This is a genomic window from Achromobacter spanius, assembly GCF_002966795.1.
Lineage (GTDB): Bacteria > Pseudomonadota > Gammaproteobacteria > Burkholderiales > Burkholderiaceae_B > Achromobacter > Achromobacter spanius_D.
The window spans coordinates 216834-238007 of record NZ_CP023270.1 but is presented as its reverse complement, the minus strand read 5'-3'; the positions used below and the strand labels follow the sequence as shown (position 1 = coordinate 238007).

Below are 21174 nucleotides of genomic sequence, written 5' to 3'. Positions count from 1 at the left end.
GGAGCGGCTGTGGTGACGAGGGCATGATATACAAACGCAGCTCAAGCGCCGGCGGTGATCAGCGGATTGAAGCCGCTGTCGGCCACGCGGCTGTGCAGATCACGACCGAGCACCTCGCGGCAGCGCTGCGATACGACAGCCAGCGCGTCCAGATCCAGTCCGGTGCGCACGCCCATGGATTCGAATAGATTGACCAGGTCTTCAGTCGCCACATTGCCGGTATGGCCGCCGCCATATTTGACCTTGGCCGGATGGCCGCCGACCCCGCCCACGGCGCAGTCGAACCAGCGCACGCCGGCGTCCAGCGCCGCCACATAATTCACCAGGCCGGTTGCGCGCGTGTCATGGAAATGCGCCACCAGCGTGAGCTGCGGCAGTTCGCGTTGCAAAACGCCGTACAGCTCGCGCACCGCCTGCGGCGTGGCCATGCCGGTGGTGTCGCCCAACGTGACGATATCCACGCCCAGCGCCGCGTAGCGCTCGGCGTCGCGCAGCACGCTGTCGGCCGATACTGCGCCCTCGAACGGGCAGCCAAAGGCCACCGAGATCGTGCCTATCATCCGAAAATGGCCGCGCCCCATGCCTGCCATCTCGGCGATGTTGCGCCATTGATCGGCGCGGCTGCGCTTCAGGTTGCGCTCGGAGTGCGACTCGCTGGCCGAGACCAGCAGGCTGATCTCATTGGCGCCTTGGCCCCGCTCCAGATCGGCCAGCGCCCGTTGCACGGCCCTCGCATTGGCGCAGGTCGCCTTGTACCAGACGCCGTCTCGCCGCGGCAGCGATGCCAGCATGTCGCTGGCGTCTGCGAACTGCGGCACGACCTTGGGATTGGAATACGAAGTCGCCTCTACGCGCTCAAAACCCAGCGCCGCAAAGGCATCGACCAATTCGGTCTTGATGTCGGTAGGAATGAAATCCGGCTCGTGCTGCAAGCCATCGCGGGCAAAACACTCGCAGAGCACCACATCGCGCGTCATGCTTTTTCCCCCAGGCCAAACAGTCCGAGCGCATGGGCACGCAGCTTGTTTTTCTGCACTTTGGAGCTGCCCGTCATGCCGATGTTCTCGAAGGTATCGACAATTTCCATATAGCGCGGCACCTTGAAATTGGCGCAACGGCTCTTGCACCAGGCGATCAGCTCGGCTGTCTCGACTTGCTGGTCTTCGCGCAACAGCACAAAGGCGGCCGGCACCTCGCCCAGACGGGCATCCGGCACCCCCACCACCTGCGCCATGCGCACGGCCGGGTGACTGTGCAGAACCTCTTCTACCTCGGCCGGCGCCACATTTTCACCACCGACCCGGAACATATCTTTCAAGCGTCCCACCATGCGCAAGCGGCCATCGGCATTCATCTCGCCCAGGTCGCCCGTGCTGAGCCAGCCATCCGCGCTCAAGGCGCGCGCAGTTGCCTCGGGCATCTTGTAGTAGCCCTTCATCACGCTCCACCCACGGGCCTGGATTTCGCCCTGCCCGCCGGCTGCGACCACCGCGCCGGTAGCCGGATCGACCAGGCGGATTTCCATGCCGGGATGCGGCAAGGCCCACCCCTGGGCGCGCAGGGAGAACTCGTCGTCCCAGGCCGACATGACGATGTTGGGCGAAGCTTCGGACTGCCCATAGGCATTGCACACTGAAGGCACACCCATGACATCGCGGATCTTCTGCATCACCTCGGGGCCTGCCGCGGCCCACCCGCCTCGCAGATGGATCCGCCGGCGGTCAAAATCGGGATGGCCCATCAGCATCAGGAAGATGGTGTCGTTGCCGGAGGTCAGCGTGCAACGCTCTTCATCCAGCATGCGCAAAGCCTCGCCCACCTCGAAGCGCGGCAAAGTCAACAGGCAGCATCCCGTCACCAGACTGACCAGAATGGACAGCGTGGTGCCAGCCACGTGGAAATACGGCCGGATGCTGAAGTAACGATCTTCGGGCTGCACGCCGATACGCTGCGCCACGGCTGCGGCATTGCCCAGCATATTGGCGTGGGTGAGCATGACGCCCTTCGGAAAGGACGTCGTGCCGGAGGTGTACTGAATCAGGAGCACGTCATCGCTGCTGACGGCGTGCAAGACGGCATCGAAGCCGGCATCGTCGGCACGATTTGCGCCTTCGATGAAGTCTTCCCAGGAGGTCGTGCCCGGCAGGTTTCGATCACCCAGCACTACCACTTTTTCAAGTACCGGCAGCGCCGCGCCCGGCAGGCGCTGAGTCAAGGCCGGCTCCACCTGTTGCAGCAGTTCCAGAAAGTCGATGCCCAGAAACGTGTCGGCCGTCAGCAGCAGCTTGACGTCCGCCTGTTGCAGGCAGAAAGCCAGTTCTTCGGTCTTGAAGCGGGTATTGACCGGCACCGTCACGGCGCCGATCAAGGCGCAAGCGTAGAACAGCTGCAGCCAGTCGCCGCCATTGCCAAGAAAGATGCCGACATGGTCGCCACGGCGCACCCCGGCCCCATACAACGCCCGCGCGCGGAGTCGGGCACCCGCGGCCAGTTCATTCCAGTTCAAGCGTTCACCCGGGGCAACAAACGCCTCTTCCGGGCCACGCGCCGCCACGGTCTGCGCCAATACGGCAGCCAGCGTCATCGCCTTCATGCCTGCGACTCCTTGCCGAAGCCGGCGATGGCGCCTTGCCAATCCGTGCCGCGCAGGTTTTCTTCGATGGCCAGCAGTTCAATGGCCATCGCACCTTCGCGCGTCGTGGCCAGCCCTTGATCGATGCTGCGTTTGGTCAGCCGCATGGTCAGCGGCTGGGCACGGGCCATGGCGGCCGCCATGGCCTGCGCCTCCTGGAGCAACGCATCGGGCGCATACACATGGTTGACCAGGCCGATCTCGCGCGCCTCTTCGGCGTGGAAGCGGCGGCCCGTGAACAAAAGCTCTTTGGCCTTGCGCGCGCCGGCAACGCGCGGCAGACGCTGCGTCGCGCCGACCGTGCCCCAACCCACTTCGGGATAGCAGAATACGGCCTCGCTGGACGCCAGCACAAAGTCGCAGGCGGCGGCAATCTCGCACCCCGAACCAAACGCCGGACCATGGACCACCGCCACCACCGGCTGCGGCAGACGCTCGATCGAAGCATAGGCGGCAAAGCCCTGAACCCGGCGCGCCGTCATCTCCTGATTGTTCATGGTCTTGCGTTCTTTGAGATCGGCGCCTGCGCAAAAGGCCGGGCCGCTGCCCATGATCAGCGCCACATGCACGCCGGGGTCGGCCGCAATCGCCTCCATGACGTGCACCAGCTCCGCGCACATCTGCGAACTGAGCGCGTTACGGCTATCGGGACGGTTCAACGTCACCGTCGCGACACGGTCCTGCACCTCAAACAGAATCGTGTGATAAGTCTGGGTCATGCCTGCTCCTGAATGTTCGGTTCTCGTCACCGCAAGAAGCCGCGGCCAAAAAGTCACTATATGCCGATTAGTTGATTTAATCCACTATATTTTTGACGCGTGGTCACGGCTTGCTTTCGACTGGGAATGCCGGTGCTGATCGGAAGAATGCGCCTGGGCACCGTCACTGTGACCGGCCAAAAAATAGACGTTCAATTTCGTGGCAGACTTTGATAACAAATACCTTGCCTAGGAAACATCGACCTTGTCGAACGCCCTTCGATACCTCTCGCCGCCGGCCTTACGTTGGACATTGCCCACGCTGGTCTTTCTGGCCACCGCCGGGTGCGGGTCTAGTTACGCCGACACCCCGCCCAAAGCGCCGCTACGCAAGCTGAACCCCGCTCCGACGCAGGCCTATGAGATACGGCTCACACTTGCCAATACGTCCGATCTCTCAAGCACAGCCGACGGCAAATCGCCGTTTACGGTCGTCGAAGGGACTGCGCAATTCGACGCCAGCAACGGCGCGCGCTGTGGAAAATCCAACGCCCTGTCCGGCCACGTGCCGACATTGACCAGCCACGAACCATTCCGCCTTTCCCGTATATCCGCCACCGAGTACGCGGGCACCGTGTATGCCGACATGCTGCTCGATGAGGACTACTACGGGCAGGGCGCTTGCCATTGGGCATTGACAGAGGCCCGCGTCGCCTTGCGAGCACGGGCGGACATCGCCGATACGCGATTTGTAGCCGGGCTTCCTGCGAAAAAAGTGCTCGCGAGCGGCACACAGGTGCGCCATTTCTGGAAAGGGTATTACCCCCGATTCCAGGACGGGCAACATGCTGATTATGGAAGAGACCAGTTGGATGCCGTTCCAGCCGATAAGCTTGCCGAGTTCTTCACCGTGACGCTGACGGCCAGGAAGATCGCTGGCGACGTTCAACGCAAGTGAGTACAGCCGCGACCGACCCTGCAAAGCGATAGCCTGGTTCAGGATTCGCAGAACCACGCTATCGGCACATCGGCTACGGCAAACTGCACGGACGGCCAATAGCCGTCCATGAACCAGGTCGCGTCGCGCGCCGCACGGTGTTACGCCAGAAGCGCCGCCGTGGCACGGCCCGCTATCATGTCTTCGAACAGGGCCCCAAGATTCGGGGAAACGACGCGGACGTCCTCGAACTCCGGCTCGATGCCGTGCACGATGCGGCCCGAGCCACGTTCTATCGCGAGGAATTCGTACTCGCCGGCAACGCTCATGTAGATCGGCGTGTGCTGTTGCCAGAAGTTCAAGACCGCCTGCCGGCCGGCGTCGTCCAGCGCAGCCTCCAGGCTGATATCGCGCAGGGTGTGCCAAGGAAAGGCGCTGTCCGCCGTGCAGTCATGGTCGGCAGCGCTCAGGAACCAGCGTGTTTGATTCGCGTTGTGCAATTCGGCGAATGTCGCCAGGAAAGCGCCATAGCCGTGCGCTTCGAACGGCACGGCCGCTGGCGTCGCGGTGGGCGTGGTCCGCACCACCGTCCAGCCATGAGCGGCGAGATGATCCAGGAAGCGTTGTGCCAGCAATGTCATGTCGGTTTCCTTGCCTCATAGCCTCTGCAGCAGAGAAAAGGCCCGTGTGAACGGGCCTTGGAACTGAAAGAGGGAAATAAAGTCGGTCGCAGATTCCCAACGCAAAGCGTTGATTTTGAGAGATCTCTCGAATTAGAAAACGTGGGTCAAAGTCGGTCGCACCCCTAACCTTCGACCTCCAACTTAAGAGAATTGAACAAAAGTCGGTCGCGATCGGTTTCGCCGCGTTAAGGCAGTCGAAGCGTGGCGGCTGAGCCTTAAGCCATCCAAGACTGCGGGACCCACAGGCCTACCGGGTAGAGCTTGGACGGCGCCACTCAAGAGCGACCGGCCACCATGGCAACGCTTTCCCGCAACCAGCGATGAGCCGGATCCTCAGAGCGCCGCTCGTGCCAAGCCTGCTGGTACGAGAACGCCGGAAGTTCCAACGGCGGAGCAAACCGTTGCAGTCCTTTGTGCCGTTGCAAGGACCCTACTGCCCGACGGGCCACGGTAAGTATCAGGTCTGTGCCTGGAATCGCGTCCACCGCGGCGCCCCAGTGAGGCAATACCAAAGCCAGTCGGCGCTGCCGCCCTATGGCAGCCAAGGCGACCTCAATCTCGTCACGCGCATCCGGACGTAGCGAAACCATCGCGTGAGGCCTTGCAATCCAGTCTTCGAATTCCAGTGGCACGCCGGCAGGCAAGACGCGCTTGTCTGCAACGCACACAAAGTCGTCGCGGAATAGCTCCTGGAGCTGAATGGACGAAGAAGCACTAGGAAATATTCCTAGTGCGAGGTCAAGCTCGCCATCGGCTAGCTGGGCCAACATGGCTTCTCTGCTGGCTTGGCTTATGGCCAGGTCGATACCGGGAGCGTGCTCCCGCACATGACGCACGAGATCCGGCAGCACCGCACGGGAAGCGTAGTCAGAAAGCGCCAACCGAAACCGTCGCTCCGCCAGCCCAGGTTTGAACTCCGGCGATGACACAAGCGAATTCAGGCTGGCCAGTGCTTCGTTTAACGGCCTTACCAATGCCTCCGCCCGCGACGTCAGTTCGAATTTTCCTCCGCGTCGTACCAGTAGCGGGTCCTCGAAAAGCAACCGCAACTGCGCAAGCGAATGACTCACGGCAGGCTGGCTTTTGTGAAGACGCACGGCCGCGCGGCTCACATGTTTTTCCGCGAGTATGGCGTGCAAGACCAATAGGAGGTTTAAGTCGATCCGTCTCAGGTCATCCATGGCGCGAATATGAAAGGTGCATGCAAACGATTTCCATGAATCTAGCACATACATCAACATGGAAATTTTGATCAGCCGTCATCGAAACGGACGAAGCCACTCATGTTGAACAAAGTCGAACTGCTCGCGCCGCTTGCCCTCGCCCTTCTCGCGGGCGCGGTGCTTCCATTCCAGGCCGCCGCCAACGCCACAATTGGGCGCATGATGGGAAATTCCCTCTGGGGAGCGCTAATCTCCCTCAGCGTGAGTCTGGCCGTCATCCTACCCACGATGGCAATCCTGCGAGTTCCGGCGCCCAACTTCGCGGCGGTAGCCCAAGGTCCGTGGTGGCTGTGGATTGGAGGCGTGCTTGGCGCCGTGTATGTCGCTGCCGCGGCCGGCGTGACTCCAAAGCTCGGAGCAGGCGGCTTCCTGGTTTGCGTTGTCGCAGGTCAGATGGTTGTTGCCGTGTTGGTCGACCATTTCGGGCTGATGGGGCTGGCAAGTAAGCCTCTAAACGTATATCGGATTGCTGGCGTCCTCTTGATCCTTGGGGGCGTATTCTTGATCCAAGGGCCTGGCGGCAAAGCCAAGATGGCAGATACGGCATCGACCAATCCGCTCACTCGGTGAGCCCAGGCCACGGGCCTCGGTCAAATTCGGCAGTTGATCTGATCTCGTGCCATCGACCTATATGCAGTTGTATGGGCCAACGCAAGAAGCTCGCCAAAGGCGAGCTTCTTTGCCGTACCAGAACTTCGGGATCTACAGCTCGTTAGCTCTATGGAGTGTTACTTCACACGATCCAAAACTTTGGGCATGTCGCCGGTGAAGTCAACCCAGGGGTTCGTTCCCAACAAATTCGCGTGAGGCACATTTGCCTCGTATCGCATGGTGAATTCCTTTGGGCCGTGGCCGTAGGCCACGATCAAACCTTGCTTGGCATCCATGATGCCCGCATGCATACCCAAGCCGTGATAGCTCACGCGAACGGCCTTATCGTTGAGGCCCACTTTTTCGACTTGGAACCGGGCGATTGTCCCGTCCTTCAGCGTGAAGCCCCAGCGGAAGGGACCGCCGTTCACCACCGTCATCACCTCGTCGATGTCAGTGCCATCGTCGGCGGAGTTCACATGCATGCGCCCATACTTTTCAAGGACCGCCTTGTGAGTTTTGGCATCAAGAGCCTTCATGTCATAGACCTTCGGATACGGGCCAAAGCCGGTCTCTTCGGTCAACACGCCACCACCGGCGACGGCAGGTTTGCGTCCAGCAAGTTGCACCTGCTCGAGCAATTGGGGCATAGACAGGCTGAACATCGAAATGAGCTGCGCATGCTCCTTTTCGGAGAGCGCACGTTGCTCAGATTGAGCAAGGATGGGCTTTGCGGCCGCGGGGATATCGATGGTCTGGACATGGATACCCAAGGGCGCGAGCACCGCATTCACATCGTTTACGCCAGCGACATCAGGCCGGCCATCACTGAACTTCAACGAGACAACGTCATGAGCCATCGCCGCGCCGTTGGCAGCAGCGAACGAGAGGGCGCTCAGAGCGAACATTTTTCCGATTTTCATCGTGATTCTCCTTCAGGAACTCCGGCGCAACCACTCTGCGAAGGCTGATCGCCGCCCAGCACATTGCTGGAAGATAAGGCTGGAACTGCGGGCTGATTGAAGGGATTCGTCGAGAGCCCCCCCTCATGCAGAGCCTTGTCCAACCGGTAGGAGAATGTTTACTTATAACCAGAACTAATGGAAATTCGAATTTCTCACTTATCGTATTCGCTATATGGATAGCAAAGGCTACCTTGCTAGGCGAGCAGCCCTCTGAGTTCAGTCGCAAAGCACTTGGCCAAACATCGATCCGTGTCGATTACCCAGTGCTCAATTCGTTCAACTATCCAAGGACACCAGAAAGCGCTAAGGGCCGCAGATGCGGCCCTTAGCATTACTACTGACAATTGCATGACGTTCCAGGTGGAACCCAGTACAAGTGTGGAGGGTCGCGACCGACTTTATTCCGCGCGACCGACTTTATTTCCAGTTTTCATCCCAAACTGCGATTCTCCCGCATCACTCCACCGTCACGCTCTTCGCCAGGTTCCGCGGCTTATCCACATCCGTACCACGCGCGCATGCCGTGTGATACGACAGCAACTGCAGCGGCACCGTGTGCAGAATCGGCGACAGCTTGCCGTAGTGTTCCGGCATGCGGATCACATGCATGCCTTCGGCGCTCTGGATCTTGCTGTCGGCATCAGCAAAGACATACAACTCACCGCCACGCGCACGCACTTCCTGCATGTTGGACTTCAGCTTTTCCAGCAGTTCGTCCTTGGGCGCGATGGTGACGACCGGCATGTGCTCGGTGACCAGCGCCAGCGGGCCGTGCTTGAGTTCGCCGGCCGGGTAGGCTTCGGCGTGGATGTAGCTGATTTCCTTGAGCTTGAGCGCGCCTTCCAGGGCGATCGGGTAGTGCATGCCGCGGCCCAGGAACAGGGCATTTTCCTTCGAGGCAAAGCGGTCGGCCCAGGCCATGATCTGGGGTTCCAGCGCCAGCACCGAACCGATGGCGGACGGCAGGTGGCGCAGCGCCTTCAGGTGCTCGGCTTCCTGCTCTTCCGTGAGCTGGCCGCGCGTCTGCGCCAGCGCCAGCGTCAAGAGGAACAGCGCGGTGAGCTGGGTGGTGAAGGCCTTGGTCGAGGCCACGCCGATTTCGACGCCGGCGCGCGTGATGTACGACAGCTTGCATTCGCGCACCATGGCGCTGGTGGACACGTTGCAGATGGTCAGCGTGTTTTCCATGCCCAGCGAACGCGCGTGCTTCAGCGCGGCCAGCGTGTCGGCGGTTTCGCCGGACTGCGAGATCGTGACGACCAGCGAGCGCGGGTTCGGCACGCTGTCGCGGTAGCGGTATTCGCTGGCGATTTCGACGGCGACCGGGATCTTGGCGATGGACTCGATCCAGTACTTGGCGGTCAGGCCGGCGTAGTAGCTGGTGCCGCAGGCCAGGATCAGCAGCGAGTCGACTTCATTGAAGATCTTGTAGGCGTCGTCGCCAAAGAGTTCAGGCGTGATGGACTCGATGTCCTGCAGGGTGTCGCCGACCGCGCGCGGCTGCTCGAAGATTTCCTTCTGCATGTAGTGGCGGTAGGGGCCCAGCTCAGCCGCGCCGGTGTGCACGTGCACGGTGTGCACTTCGCGGTCCACGTTCTTGCCGGCGGCATCGACGATCCAGACGCGCGAGAGCTGCAGGTCGACGACGTCGCCGTCTTCCAGGTAGATGATCTGGTCGGTCGTGCCGGCCAGCGCCAGCGCGTCGGAGGCGAGGAAGTTTTCGTTCTGGCCCACGCCCACCACCAGCGGCGAGCCTTGGCGCGCGCCGACCACACGGTGCGGTTCGTCGCGGCAGAACACGGCAATCGCATACGCGCCATGCAGGCGGCGCACGGCGTTCTGCACGGTTTCGAAGAGGTCGCCCGAATACAGGTGGTTCACCAGGTGCGCGATGACTTCGGTGTCGGTCTGGCTTTCGAAGACGTAGCCGACGGCTTGCAGCTCGGCGCGCAGCTCGTCGTGGTTTTCGATGATGCCGTTGTGGACGAGCGCGATGCGCGGCTCGTCGTTGCCCAGGTGCGAGAAGTGCGGGTGGGCGTTGTGCGTGGCGGGCACGCCGTGCGTGGCCCAGCGGGTGTGGGCGATGCCGGTGAAGCCTTGGACCTTGTCCTGCGCAACCTGGTCGGCCAGCTCGGCCACGCGCTGCGTGCTGCGCGTGCGGCGCAGATGGCCGTCGGCGTAGACGGCGACGCCGCAGGAGTCATAGCCGCGGTATTCCAGGCGCTTCAGGCCTTCAACGAGGATCGGGGTGATGTCGCGCTGGGCGACGGCGCCAACAATGCCGCACATAGGAGTGACTCCGGATAAGTTCAGTACGGACGCATTGTGCGCGCCCCTTAAAGAAATTTGATTTCTTTATGCACGCCAATTTGGCAATTAATTCCCTTACACAAATGTGATTAAATTATCTTTCGCCAAAGCCAATGTTTTGAATTAATCATGCAAAACGTACCCATTCCCCTGCCCGAACTCGACGATCTGGACCGGCGCATTCTTGAACAGTTACAAGAAGACAGCTCGCTCACCAACCAGGATCTGGCCGCGCGGGTCCACGCGTCGCCCCCGACCTGCCTGCGGCGGGTGCGGCGATTGGTGGAAGAAGGGGTGATCGATCGCCAGGTGGCGATCCTGTCGGCCGAGAAGCTGGGCAGCACGCTGACGGCGATCGTGGAGATCACGCTGGACGTGCAGGCCGCCGAAAGCCTGGACGCGTTCGAGCAAAGCATGCTGACCGAACGCGCGGTGCTGCAGTGCTACCGGGTGTCGCCGGGTCCGGATTTTGTGGTGATCGCGCAGGTGAAGGACATGCCGGCGTACCACGCGCTGGTGCACCGGGCGTTCACGGCGCAGGCCAACGTGCGCAATGTGCGCACGTTTTTTTCGGTGCATCGGGCCAAGTTCGAGACGCGGATCGATGTGCGGGGTTGAGGCGCGGCTCTAGAACAGCCGCAGAGGTGGTTTACTTGCGCCCCACCAACCGCTCAAACTGCGCCAGATACCGATTGCCCATCTTCTGCACGTCATGCTCATTGCGCACGTACTCATACGCGCGTTCGGTGACCTCATGCCGGAACGTCGCGTCATCCAGGCAACGCGCCATGCCAGCTGCCATCGCCTGATGATCGCCCACGGCGCATAGCACGCCGCGGCCGTCGGCCAGGCTTTCCTTCAGGCCGCCGGCATCAGTAGAGACGACCGGCACGCGTTGCAGGAAGGCGTCCAGCACGCTGCTGCCCAGCGCTTCTTCCTCGGAGCTCATGACGAAGACATCGAGGATGCTGTAGAAGTCTTCCACGCCCTTTCTAAAGCCGGCAAAGCGGTAGACATCTTCGATGCCGAGCTTGCGGGCCTCGTCCTTGGCCTGCTGTTCGCGGTCGCCGCCGGCGCCGAAATGCAGGAAGACGAAGTCGCGGCGCGTTTTGGCCAGTTCGCCAACGGCGCGCACCAGCGTAACGGGGTCCTTGTCGCGGATCAGGGCCGCGGAGGTCGCCATGACCTTCTTGCCCTCAAGGTCGAACTCGCGGACCAGGTTGGCGACGTTCTCGGTGTTGATCTGATGCGGTTCGACGGCACTGCGAATGATGACGGGTTCGATGCCCAGGCGGCGCGGCTCGCCCGCGGCCATCTCGCTGATGGCCACAAACAGATCCGTGTGGCGCCACTTGTAGCCGGTCTTCCATTCGTCGCCCGGTTTGACCACAAACGACGTGCGGCGCGAGAACACCACCGGCCGGCGATGCAGCCATTTGGTCAGCACGGCCCACGTGATGGTGTTGGCGGTCTGCGCGTGGATGATGTCGTAGCGGCCGGCGCCGGCCAGAAACGCAAGCTGTCCGGGCACGTTGCGCACGGTGTGGGCGACAAATCCTTCCTGGCGGGCGCGCTCGGCAAGCGGCGCGCCTTCACGGCACATCACTTCGACGTCATGGCCCGCCTTGCGAAAGGCGCGCATGCAGTACAGCGTCTGGCGCTCGCCGCCGCGCCAGCCTTTTTCGAAGTTCAGTTGCAGGATCTTCATGCGCGGCCGATGCCCGAGTACTCGAAGCCCAGGCCGCGCACGTCGGCCGGCGTGTACAGATTGCGGCCGTCGATGATGAGCGGCGTCTTGAGCAGCGCCTTGACGCGATCAAAGTCGGGCGCGCGAAAGACCTTCCATTCGGTGGCGATGAGCAGCGCGTCCGCGCCGTCCAGCGCGTCGTACATATCGGTGGCGAAGCTGACGCCTTGATGGCCGGCCAGCACGCGGCCGGCTTCGTGCATGGCCACGGGATCGTAGGCGCGCACTTCGGCGCCGCGGCGCGTGAGTTCGGCGATGACGGTCAGGCTGGGCGCCTCGCGCATGTCGTCGGTGTTGGGCTTGAAGGACAGGCCCCACAACGCGATCTTGCGGCCGCTCAGGTCTTCGCCAAAGCGCGCGACCAGCTTTTCAGAAAGGCGGAACTTCTGCGCGTGGTTCGCGGCTTCGGCGGCCTCGATGACACGCATCGGCAGGCCGTGTTCGGACGCGGTGTTGGCGAGGGCTTGCACGTCCTTCGGAAAGCACGAGCCGCCGTAGCCCGCGCCGGGATACAGGAAGTGGTAGCCGATGCGCGGATCCGCGCCGATGCCGCGGCGCACCTGTTCGACGTCGGCGCCCAGCACTTCGGCCAGGTTCGCCATTTCGTTCATGAACGAGATGCGCGTGGCCAGCATGGCGTTGGCGGCGTACTTGGTCAGCTCGGCGGAGCGCACGTCCATCACCATCAGGCGGTCGTGCGTGCGCTGGAAGGGCTCGTAGATGCGGCGCATGACGCCGATCGTGTAGTCGTCGTCCGCGCCGACGATGACGCGGTCCGGACTCATGAAGTCGTTGATGGCCGCGCCTTCCTTCAAGAATTCCGGATTGGACGCCACCGTGAACGGCAGGTCCACGCCGCGCTCGGCCAGTTCCTTGGCGACCGCGGCGCGTACCTTGTCGGCCGTGCCGACGGGCACCGTGGACTTGTCCACGATCAGCTTGCGCGAGGTCATGTGGCGCGCGATGTTCTGCGCGGCCGCCAGCACGTATTTCAGATCGGCGGAACCGTCTTCGCCGGGCGGGGTGCCCACGGCGATGAACTGGACGTCGCCGAATGCCACGCTCTGCGCGACGTCATCGGTAAAGTGCAGGCGCCCGGCCTGCACGTTGCGGCGCACCAGGTCTTCGAGGCCCGGCTCGTAAATGGGGATGCCGCCCTGGCGCAGCAGCGCGATCTTGGCCGCGTCCACGTCCAGGCACATGACATCGTTGCCCATGTCGGCCAGGCACGCTCCCGACACCAATCCTACGTAACCGGTACCCACGACCGTGATTTTCATGCCTGTGCGCCTTCAAATAGGTAATCTTTGCGCCCGGAAAGTGAAACCGGGCGCCGGCCGCCATTATAGAAGCGGCCCGCGCCCGGGGGTCCGAGCGGGTTTCAAGCGGTGGCGGCACCTAGGCCCGCAGCTTGTTGAAGCGGACGGTGTTGACCACCACGGCCAGCGCCGCGCACACCGTGCCCAGCACCAGGGCCAGCCCCGGTCCGTGGGCCGCGCTGACGCTGAAGGCGATGGCCACCAGCGCCGTGCCGAAGCTCTGCCCGAACACCCGCGTCGTGGCCTGCAGCCCGCCCGCCGCGCCGCTGCGTAGCCGGGGCGCGGCAGACAGCAGCGCGCGGTTGTTCGGCGTCTGAAAAAAGCCAAAGCCCACGCCGGCCACGAACATGCCGGCGATGACGGGCCAGTTCGACACCGTGGACGGCAAGAGCGCCAGCCACAGCATGCCCGCAACCATCGTGGCCGCCCCGATACCGCTGAGCGTGGCGGCGGAATAGCGGTCGGACAGGCGTCCAGCCAGCGGCGCAATGATGGCCGTGCCGACCGGCCACGCGCCCATCAGCAGGCCCACTTCCAGATAAGGCCGGCCAAGCACCTGCTGAAAGTAAAACGGCAGCGACACATAGGACGCCATCTGCGCGGCAAAGGTGCAGGCCGACGCGCCCACCGCAAACGCCAGCGGCCGGATGCGAAGCAGGTCCACCGGCACCAGCGGCGCGGTCTGCTGGCTGGCGCGGCGCACCAGCACAATACCCGCCACCGCCGAAATCGCGACCAGCCCGATGCCGCGCAACAGGTCCTCGCCCATCATGTCCACGCCGGAGATGAACACGCCCAGCGTCGCCATGCACAGCAGCGCGCTGATCCAATCCAACTTCACGTTGTTGCGCGGCACTTCGGGCAGATGACGCAGGCCGAACATGGCAAGCGCGCAGATCGGCAGGTTGACGGCAAAGATCCACGGCCACGGCGCCACGGACAGGATCGCCGAGCCGATGGTGGGGCCAAGCACCGACATCACGGCCACCGTGGTGGCGTTGATGCTGATGCCCCGCCCCAGCATCTTGAGCGGGTAGATGTTGCGCACCAGGCCGCCGAACATGCACATGAGCGTGGCGGCGCCCAGGCCCTGGAACACGCGCGCGGCGGTCAACTGCCACAGCGTGCCGGCCAGCGCGCAGCCCAGCGAGGCCAGCGTGAACAGCACCAGCCCGAACGTGAACATGCGGCGAAAGCCGATGCGCTCGGCCAGCGCGGACAGCGGCAAGAGCGCCATCACGACGGCCAGGTTGTAGGCGTTGACGATCCAGACCGCCTGCGCGGGCAGGGCGTCGAGATCCTTGGCGATCGTGGGCAGCGCCACGTTGGCGATGGTGGTGTCCAGCACCGACAGGCTGATGCCCGTCATCACGGTGGCCGCCGCCCAGTACCGGCGCGGCGCCGGCAGGCCGTCGGGCGGCGCGGGCTTGGCCCCGCCTCCCGCGGCCGCCTCCTGTTCCTGCGTCACGACTTCTTTACCGGGCGCTGCCATCCGTCAACGGTGATCTGCTTGGCACGCGACACCGTCAGCTTGTCGGCCGGTGCGTCGCGCGTGAGGGTGGTGCCGGCGCCCAGCGTGGCGCCGCGGCCGACGCGCACGGGCGCGACGAGCTGCGTGTCCGAGCCGATGAAGGCGTCGTCTTCGATGACGGTGCGGTGCTTGTTGACGCCGTCGTAGTTGCAGGTGATGGTGCCCGCGCCCACGTTCACGCGCGCGCCGATGTCCGCGTCGCCGATGTAGGCAAGGTGGTTTGCCTTGCTGTCCGCGCCCAGCACGCTCTTCTTGATCTCGACGAAGTTGCCGACGTGGCTGCGGTCGCCCAGTTCGGCGCCGGGACGCAGGCGGGCGTAGGGACCCACGCGCGCATCGCGGCCGACTTCGGCTTGCTGCAGGTGGCTGAAGGCTTCGATCTGCGTGCCCGCGCCAACGCTGACGTCGCGCAGCACGCAATGCGGGCCCACGCGCACGCCGTCAGCCAGCGAGACCTGGCCTTCGAAGACGCAGCCCACGTCGATGAACACATCGCGGCCGCAGGTGAGCGTGCCCCGCACGTCAAAACGCGCCGGGTCGGCCAGCGTGACGCCGGCTTCGAGCTGGCGGCGGGCCTGCTCGGCCTGCCAGCGGCGCTCCAGTTCGGCCTGCTGCACGCGGCTGTTCACGCCCAGCGTTTCCCAGCCAGCGCCCGGCTGGGCCGCGCCCACGGGCACTTCGTCGACCACGGCCAGCCCCACCACGTCGGTCAGGTAGTACTCGCCCTGGGCGTTGTTGTTGTCGATGCGGGTCAGCCAGTTCTTCAGCTTGGCGGTCGGCGCGCTGAGGATGCCGGTGTTCACTTCCTTGATCTCGCGCTCGGCTTCCGAGGCGTCCTTGTGTTCGACGATGCGGCACACGTTGCCGTTGGCGTCGCGCACAATGCGGCCATAGCCGGTGGAGTCGGCCAGCACTTCGGTCAGCACGGCGGCGCCCTGGCCGCGTGCGTCCAAGAGGCGCTGCAGCGTTTCCGGCTGCACCAGCGGCACGTCGCCGTACAGCACCAGCGTGACGTCATCCTTGCCGTCGCCTTCCAGCAGCAGCGGCACGGCCTGTTGCACCGCGTGGCCCGTGCCCTGTTGCGGTTGCTGCAGCACGAAGTGCAGGTCGGGCTGGCCTTCGAACGCCTGTTTGACGCGATCGGCGCCATGGCCGACCACCACGATGATGCGCGCGGGCTTCAGTTGGCGCGCACTGTCCAGCACGTGCGACAGCATGGGTTTGCCGGCCAGCGTGTGGAGCACTTTGGGAAGGTCGGACTGCATGCGTTTACCCAGTCCGGCGGCAAGAATCACAACATTAAGCATAAGTTCCAGTAGGTTGAGAGACGGACGGGCGGCCTGGCGGGCGACCCGCGTGTCGATTGAAGGATGGGTTCAGGGCTTGCCGTCGGCAGGCCCGGTTTTCTTGGCGGTCTTGGCCGTGCGCTTGGTGGCTGCCGGCTTGCGCGCGGCGGCGGGTTTGGCGGACGGCTTTCCGGTCGTGGCGTGCGGCTCGGCCGACGCCTTGGGACTCGCGGGTTCGGCCTTGGTCTTTGCGGCGCTGGCAGCGCCCGGCGCCTCCGGTGTCCCGGCGGGCATGGACGCGGCGGTGGCGGCGGCGATCTGATTGAACTGCTGTTGCAGCAGGTCCCACCACGCCTTGGACGCCGACTGCGCCGCGGCGCCCATCTGCTCGCTCATGGCGGCGGCCGATTCGGGACCCGCGCCGGCGGATGCGCCCGCGCCTTCGGGGTGGGTGCCAGACTGCGCGCCAGACTGCGTGCCGGCGTTTTCCTTTTCCTTGGCAGCGGTCGCATTGCTGGACGGCGCAGACCCTGCCGCCTTCGCAGCGGGCTTCAACCCCAGCGCGACTTCCAGCGGCGAAGGCGCGGCGCCGTCCTGGCTTGCGCCCATATCCATGCGCGATGCGCTGTCCACGAAGGCGCGCAAGGTGCTGATGGTGGAGCGCTGCACTTCCATGCCCTGGATGGTGCTGGAGAGCATGCTGAGATTCATGCGCAGCCAGTTTTCCACCGAGCGGAGTTCGGCGATGCGGCGGTCCAGGTCTTCAAGATTCATCGGCGGCGCCATCGGCAGGCTGCTGGCCAGGCCGCCGGGTCCGGTCAACCCGGCCCACGCCTGGCGCATCATCTCCATGCTGGCCAGCAGCGGATTGCCCGACAGATCAGAGCTCTGGCCCATGCCGGGCAGGACGAACGGGTTGTTGTATTGGTCGCTCATTCCAGGTCTCTCCATAGTCGGGTGCTTGCTGCCGGCGGCCGGGCTCACCCGGGCAGCAGTTGATTGTTCTCCACGCGCACGTGGTCGCCGGAGGCGAACGCGAACGGCTGCGCGCTGCGGAACTGGCGCGTGCTGCCGTCATTCATGCGCACTGTGAGCTCATAGTGCGTCACTGTTTGTTGCTGTCTGATATTACGCTCAACTTCACGGCCTGCCAAAGCACCGCCGACCGCGCCCAGCACCGTCAGCGCCGTCTTGCCGTTGCCTCCGCCAAACTGATTACCCACCACGCCGCCAGCGACGCCGCCGGCGATGGTGCCGACCAGATGATTGCTGTCGTCCTTGGTGGGTACCTGCACCTGGCGGATGGTCTGGACCACGCCGCAGGTCGCGCAGGCTGGCTGCGCGGGCGCTGCCGCCGGACGGGACGGCTGGGCGGGTTGCGATTGCTGCGCCTGGTGCATCTGGCCTGCGGGCCGGCCCGCGCCCGGCGGCGCGGTGTTCGCGGCCGTGTTCGCGGCGGTGGCGGGTTCAGCAGCCGGCGCGGGCGCCAGGTTGGCGTCCTCGAGCCCTGCCTCGGCCACGGCGGCCTCCGCGTGCGGATTGGCCGACGGCGACGGCAGCCAGCCCAGCACGGCGGCCACGCCCACCGAGCACATGACGATGACGGCGATCGCCGCGGCGGCAAGCAGCGGATGCAGGCCGCGGCGCGGCGACGCGGAAGGGGTGGAAGTATTCATGACGATGCTCCATCGTAACTAACCGGCAGTGGTATAGCACCCGCGCGCGGTTTCGGCATGTTGCGATGGTGACCCTTCATTGCAGGGCAGATGGAGGGTGGACAGGGTGGGGCATTCGTGGACAATAGGCCCATGGATTCGATCACGCTGACCCAACTGGAACAGGCAATCAACTACTGGCGCAACACGTCGCCCTCGGTGGGAGAAGAGTCGCGCCTGTGCCCCGAGGCAGCCGCGCTGGCCACCCCCTACGCGCTGATGATCATTAGCCATCAGCGCGAAATCGCCGCCACGGAACTAGGCGAAAAAGCCCGCGCGGCGCTGGCCGCCTGGGCGGCTGCAAAGGTCTGAACAGGCTGGCACCCAGCCCCGCAGTTATCCCTTCAGCAGCGCCTGAATGTCATGCGTCAGGGCATCCACCCCGACGTTATTGTTGACCAGCACGCGCGATTCGCCCTTGCCGTCCAGCAAGTAGAACGCGGCCGTGTGGTCCATCGTGTAGTTGCCGTCCTTGGTGGGCGCTTTGGCGTAATACGCCTTGAACGAGGCCGCCGCCTTCTTCACCTGGTCGGGCGTGCCGGTCAGCCCCAGGAACCGCGAGTCGAATGCCGTGACGTACTGCTTGAGCACCTCGGGCGTATCGCGCTCCGGGTCCACCGAAATCAGCAGCACCTGCACGCGATCGGCGTCCGGACCCAGCTTTTTCATGACTTCGGTCAGTTCGGCCAGCGACGTGGGGCACACGTCTGGACACTGCGTGAAACCGAAGAACACGACCACGACCTTGCCGGAAAAGTCCGACAGCTGGCGCATCTTGCCGTTGTGATCGGGCAGCTCCATGGCGCGGCCCAGTTGCGTGCCGCTGATGTCGCTGCCCTTGAAAACGGGTTTGCTCTCGCCGCAGGCAGCCAGGGCGGCGGCGACAGCGGCGGCTGCGCCCAGTCGCAGGGCCAGCCGGCGGCTGGCGGAAAACACGGACATCAACAACCTCCAGGGGATCAGCGCAACAGGCCGACCCAGTGGTCCACCAGCAACGCGCCAAACAGCAGCGCCAGGTAGAGAATGGAAAAACGGAACATGCTGCGGGCCAGCTCGTCGCTGTACGCGCGGTACAGGCGCCAGGCGTACGACACGAACATGCCGCCCAGCACCAGGGCCGACAGCAGGTAGAGTTCGCCGCTCATGCGGATGGCGTAGGGCAACAGCGTGGTCGCCATCAGCGCCAGGCTATACAACAGGATGTGCAGGCGGGTGAACTGGTTGCCGTGCGTCACCGGCAGCATGGGCAGGCCGGCCTTGGCGTAATCGTGATTGCGATAGAGCGCCAGCGCCCAGAAGTGCGGCGGCGTCCAGATGAAGATGATGAGCACCAGCACCCAGGCTTCGGCCGGCACCGAGTCCGCGACGGCAGCCCAGCCCAGCGCGGGCGGCATCGCGCCCGACAGGCCGCCGATCACGATGTTCTGCGGCGTGCGCGGCTTGAGGATGATGGTGTAGATGATGGCGTAGCCCACGAACGTGGCGAACGTCAGCCACATGGTGAGCGGGTTGACCATGTGGTACAGCACGAACATGCCCGCGCCGCCCAGCAGACCGGACAGGCTCAGCACCTGGAAGGCGGAAATGGTGCCGCGCGCCGTGGCCCGGCGCGCGGTGCGCAGCATGCGGGCGTCGACTTCCTGTTCGATCAGGCAGTTGATGGCGAAGGCAGCGGCGGCCAGCAGCCAGATGCCGATCGTGCCAAACAGCACGCGGCGCATGTCGGGGATGCCGGGCGCCGCGAGGAACATGCCGATCACGGCGCAAAACACCGCCAGCTGCGTAACGCGCGGCTTGGTGAGGACGAGGTACTGGCGGAGCAATCCGGATTGAGGAGCGGCAAGACTGGTCATAGTGGACCTCATTTTAAACGCGCACCAAATTGGGGTCGTACCACCCCACCGGCTCGCGGCCGGCCGACGCCAGCCGCACCATCAATACCACCGCCGCCAGCGTCAGGCCTGCGGCGCCCCCATTGTGCAGCACGGCGATCAGGAGCGGCCACTGGAAGAAGATGGTGGTCAGCCCCGTAAACAACTGCGCGGCCAGGAGGGCCAGCATCAGCGTGGCCGGACCGCGCAGACCGGGCTCGGCCGCGCGCAGGCGCCACGCCAGGATGCCCAGATAGACGAACACCACGAAGGCGAAGTTGCGATGCACCCAGTGGATCGCCGTCAGCGCGGGCTGCGAGATCATTTCGCCGGAAGGCAGCTCGCCCAGGCCCCGGATGACGGAATAACCGCCGTGGAAGTCCATTTCCGGCACCCACTGCCCGTGGCAGGTGGGAAAGTCCATGCAGGCCAGCGCCGCGTAGTTGGTGCTGACCCAGCCGCCCAACGTCACCTGCACCAGCAGCAACCCGAAGCCGACCGCCACCCAGGGCTTCCAGCGCGCCGCCTGGGCGCTGACCGGCAAGTGGGGACGCTCGCGCGAAGACAGCCAGGTCATCAGCGCCAGCACCGACAGGCCGAACACCAGGTGCGCGGTCACGACAGCAGGCATGAGCTTGTGGGTCACGGTCCAGGCGCCGAACGCGCCTTGCACGCACACGGCGACCAGCGTCGTGATGGCCAGCGCGGGCGAGCGGCCCAGTTCGCGGCGATAGCGCCACGCCATGTAGACGATGCCGATGATGAGCATGCCCAGGATGGCGCCGACGTAGCGGTGGATCATCTCGATCCAGGCCTTGGACAGCGTCACCGGCCCAAAGGGCATGGCCTGCGAGGCCTCGTGGATGTCGCCCATCGCGCCGATCGGCGTGACGCTGCCGTAGCAGCCGGGCCAGTCCGGACAGCCCAGGCCGGAATCCGTCAGGCGCACGAAGGCGCCGAACATGATGAGGTCCAGCGTCAGGAACCAGGTAAAGAAGACGAGCTTGCGATAACGCGCTTTGATGCGTTCCATATTCAAATCAAAAACCTACATTCAACCAATGCGCGAGTTATAGACGAGCTTGCTGATGTCCTTGCGAACCCGCACGCCATCCGCCTCGGCGGGATACTGCATCATCAGGTTTCCCAGCGGATCGATCACCCAGATCGGATCCTGCAGGCCGGGCTGGCCGGCGGCCGTGTCACGCGCCAGGAGGAACCGCGCCAGCTGATCCGGATCCACGCGCACCATCACCGTGCCCTTGTAGGCCTCCAGCACCTTGTCCGGCACCACCGCGTCGTCCGTGATGAACCAGACGCGCGCCAGGCGATCCACGTTCTTGCCCTGGCTGGCGTGGCTGTTGCGCGTGATGAAGAGCTTGCGCGCGCAGCTTTCGGGGCAGGCCGCGCCGTCGGCGGCCACCAGCAGCCATTTGCCCTTCAGGCTTTCCAGATCGAACGGTTTGCCGTCCAGCGTGGTCAGGCGCAGTTCCGACGCCGCGGGCATGGGCCGTTGCGGCGACAGCAGCGTACCGTAATTGCTGGACTCGCCGGGCCACCACTGCGGGTTCATGTAGACCACGAACGCCGCCACGATGGGCGCCAGCGAGCACAGGAACACCAGCACCATGGGCGTCAGCGAACGCTTGACGGCGGGCTTGTTGGT

The 21174-nt window shown here is 64.2% G+C and carries 21 protein-coding genes; 4 read left to right on the top strand and 17 right to left on the bottom strand.

All coding sequences use genetic code 11. The annotated features are described in order from the left end of the window. Positions 1 to 41: 41 nt before the first annotated feature. From CLM73_RS01160 to CLM73_RS01150, 3 genes are read right to left on the bottom strand one after another with little or no spacing between them, the layout of a single operon-like run. Positions 42 to 977: a hydroxymethylglutaryl-CoA lyase gene (locus CLM73_RS01160; RefSeq protein ID WP_105236966.1), complete on the bottom strand. Its 936-nt coding sequence runs from the start codon at positions 975 to 977 to the stop codon at positions 42 to 44. After that, positions 974 to 2593 carry an AMP-binding protein gene (locus tag CLM73_RS01155; protein WP_105236965.1) on the bottom strand — a complete coding sequence of 540 codons (1620 nt, stop codon included), beginning with the start codon at positions 2591 to 2593 and terminating at the stop codon, positions 974 to 976. Before CLM73_RS01155 ends, CLM73_RS01160 begins: the two co-directional genes overlap by 4 nt. Next, positions 2590 to 3351: an enoyl-CoA hydratase/isomerase family protein gene (locus tag CLM73_RS01150; protein WP_105236964.1), complete on the bottom strand. Its 762-nt coding sequence runs from the start codon at positions 3349 to 3351 to the stop codon at positions 2590 to 2592. The genes CLM73_RS01155 and CLM73_RS01150 overlap by 4 nt, the downstream gene beginning before the upstream one ends. Positions 3352 to 3595: 244 nt before the next feature. Here CLM73_RS01150 and CLM73_RS01145 point away from each other — a divergent pair, with 244 nt between their 5' ends. After that, positions 3596 to 4288, top strand: a complete 693-nt coding sequence (locus CLM73_RS01145; protein WP_105236963.1) for a hypothetical protein — start codon at positions 3596 to 3598, stop codon at positions 4286 to 4288. 140 nt (positions 4289 to 4428) lie between these two features. On the opposite strand, the gene CLM73_RS01140 is transcribed toward CLM73_RS01145, so the two are convergent. Further along, on the bottom strand, positions 4429 to 4908 hold the full coding sequence (locus CLM73_RS01140) for a hypothetical protein (protein WP_105236962.1): 480 nt from the start codon (positions 4906 to 4908) through the stop codon (positions 4429 to 4431). Between the two features lie 317 nt (positions 4909 to 5225). Next, positions 5226 to 6131, bottom strand: coding sequence for a LysR family transcriptional regulator (locus tag CLM73_RS01135; RefSeq protein ID WP_105236961.1), 906 nt, complete (start codon positions 6129 to 6131; stop codon positions 5226 to 5228). A 102-nt stretch (positions 6132 to 6233) separates the two neighbouring features. On the opposite strand from CLM73_RS01135, the gene CLM73_RS01130 reads away from it, so the two are divergent. Next, positions 6234 to 6743, top strand: a complete 510-nt coding sequence (locus CLM73_RS01130) for a DMT family transporter (protein WP_105236960.1) — start codon at positions 6234 to 6236, stop codon at positions 6741 to 6743. A gap of 158 nt (positions 6744 to 6901) precedes the next feature. Here the strand turns inward: CLM73_RS01130 and CLM73_RS01125 are convergent, their stop codons facing one another. Then, entirely contained in the window at positions 6902 to 7687 is a 786-nt protein-coding gene (locus tag CLM73_RS01125) for a hypothetical protein (RefSeq protein WP_105236959.1), read from the bottom strand. Positions 7688 to 8185: 498 nt separating this feature from the next. Continuing rightward, the gene (gene glmS, locus CLM73_RS01120) at positions 8186 to 10018 is read right to left on the bottom strand and encodes a glutamine--fructose-6-phosphate transaminase (isomerizing) (protein WP_105236958.1); all 1833 of its coding nucleotides are present in this window, start codon (positions 10016 to 10018) and stop codon (positions 8186 to 8188) included. Positions 10019 to 10168: 150 nt separating this feature from the next. Here glmS and CLM73_RS01115 point away from each other — a divergent pair, with 150 nt between their 5' ends. Beyond that, the gene (locus CLM73_RS01115; RefSeq protein ID WP_105236957.1) at positions 10169 to 10657 is read left to right on the top strand and encodes an Lrp/AsnC family transcriptional regulator; all 489 of its coding nucleotides are present in this window, start codon (positions 10169 to 10171) and stop codon (positions 10655 to 10657) included. A gap of 31 nt (positions 10658 to 10688) precedes the next feature. Here the strand turns inward: CLM73_RS01115 and CLM73_RS01110 are convergent, their stop codons facing one another. From CLM73_RS01110 to CLM73_RS01085, 6 genes are all read right to left on the bottom strand, one after another. Next, positions 10689 to 11747, bottom strand: coding sequence for a glycosyltransferase family 4 protein (locus CLM73_RS01110; protein WP_105236956.1), 1059 nt, complete (start codon positions 11745 to 11747; stop codon positions 10689 to 10691). After that, on the bottom strand, positions 11744 to 13066 hold the full coding sequence (locus CLM73_RS01105; protein ID WP_056565505.1) for a UDP-glucose dehydrogenase family protein: 1323 nt from the start codon (positions 13064 to 13066) through the stop codon (positions 11744 to 11746). Before CLM73_RS01105 ends, CLM73_RS01110 begins: the two co-directional genes overlap by 4 nt. 118 nt (positions 13067 to 13184) lie before the next feature. Next, positions 13185 to 14573, bottom strand: a complete 1389-nt coding sequence (locus CLM73_RS01100) for an MFS transporter (RefSeq protein ID WP_234015775.1) — start codon at positions 14571 to 14573, stop codon at positions 13185 to 13187. Further along, positions 14570 to 15943 carry a bifunctional UDP-N-acetylglucosamine diphosphorylase/glucosamine-1-phosphate N-acetyltransferase GlmU gene (gene glmU / locus CLM73_RS01095; RefSeq protein ID WP_105236954.1) on the bottom strand — a complete coding sequence of 458 codons (1374 nt, stop codon included), beginning with the start codon at positions 15941 to 15943 and terminating at the stop codon, positions 14570 to 14572. The genes CLM73_RS01100 and glmU overlap by 4 nt, the downstream gene beginning before the upstream one ends. 69 nt (positions 15944 to 16012) lie before the next feature. Continuing rightward, complete coding sequence (locus tag CLM73_RS01090) at positions 16013 to 16858, bottom strand: PhaM family polyhydroxyalkanoate granule multifunctional regulatory protein (protein WP_105236953.1); 846 nt, start codon at positions 16856 to 16858, stop codon at positions 16013 to 16015. A gap of 44 nt (positions 16859 to 16902) precedes the next feature. After that, positions 16903 to 17598 (bottom strand): glycine zipper 2TM domain-containing protein, encoded by a 696-nt coding sequence (locus CLM73_RS01085; protein WP_105236952.1) that lies wholly within the window; start codon positions 17596 to 17598, stop codon positions 16903 to 16905. Between the two features lie 132 nt (positions 17599 to 17730). Between CLM73_RS01085 and CLM73_RS01080 the strand changes: the two genes are divergently transcribed. Then, a complete protein-coding gene (locus CLM73_RS01080; RefSeq protein ID WP_105236951.1) occupies positions 17731 to 17949 on the top strand; it encodes a DUF3717 domain-containing protein in 219 nt (72 codons plus the stop codon). 24 nt (positions 17950 to 17973) lie between these two features. Here CLM73_RS01080 and CLM73_RS01075 read toward each other — a convergent pair whose 3' ends face one another. From CLM73_RS01075 to CLM73_RS01060, 4 genes are read right to left on the bottom strand one after another with little or no spacing between them, the layout of a single operon-like run. Then, positions 17974 to 18579 (bottom strand): SCO family protein, encoded by a 606-nt coding sequence (locus CLM73_RS01075; protein ID WP_105236950.1) that lies wholly within the window; start codon positions 18577 to 18579, stop codon positions 17974 to 17976. A 17-nt stretch (positions 18580 to 18596) separates the two neighbouring features. Further along, complete coding sequence (gene cyoE / locus CLM73_RS01070) at positions 18597 to 19490, bottom strand: heme o synthase (protein WP_063954065.1); 894 nt, start codon at positions 19488 to 19490, stop codon at positions 18597 to 18599. Positions 19491 to 19503: 13 nt separating this feature from the next. Further along, complete coding sequence (locus tag CLM73_RS01065; RefSeq protein WP_105236949.1) at positions 19504 to 20541, bottom strand: COX15/CtaA family protein; 1038 nt, start codon at positions 20539 to 20541, stop codon at positions 19504 to 19506. Positions 20542 to 20562: 21 nt separating this feature from the next. Continuing rightward, the gene (locus CLM73_RS01060; RefSeq protein ID WP_105241328.1) at positions 20563 to 21138 is read right to left on the bottom strand and encodes an SCO family protein; all 576 of its coding nucleotides are present in this window, start codon (positions 21136 to 21138) and stop codon (positions 20563 to 20565) included. Positions 21139 to 21174: the final 36 nt, after the last annotated feature.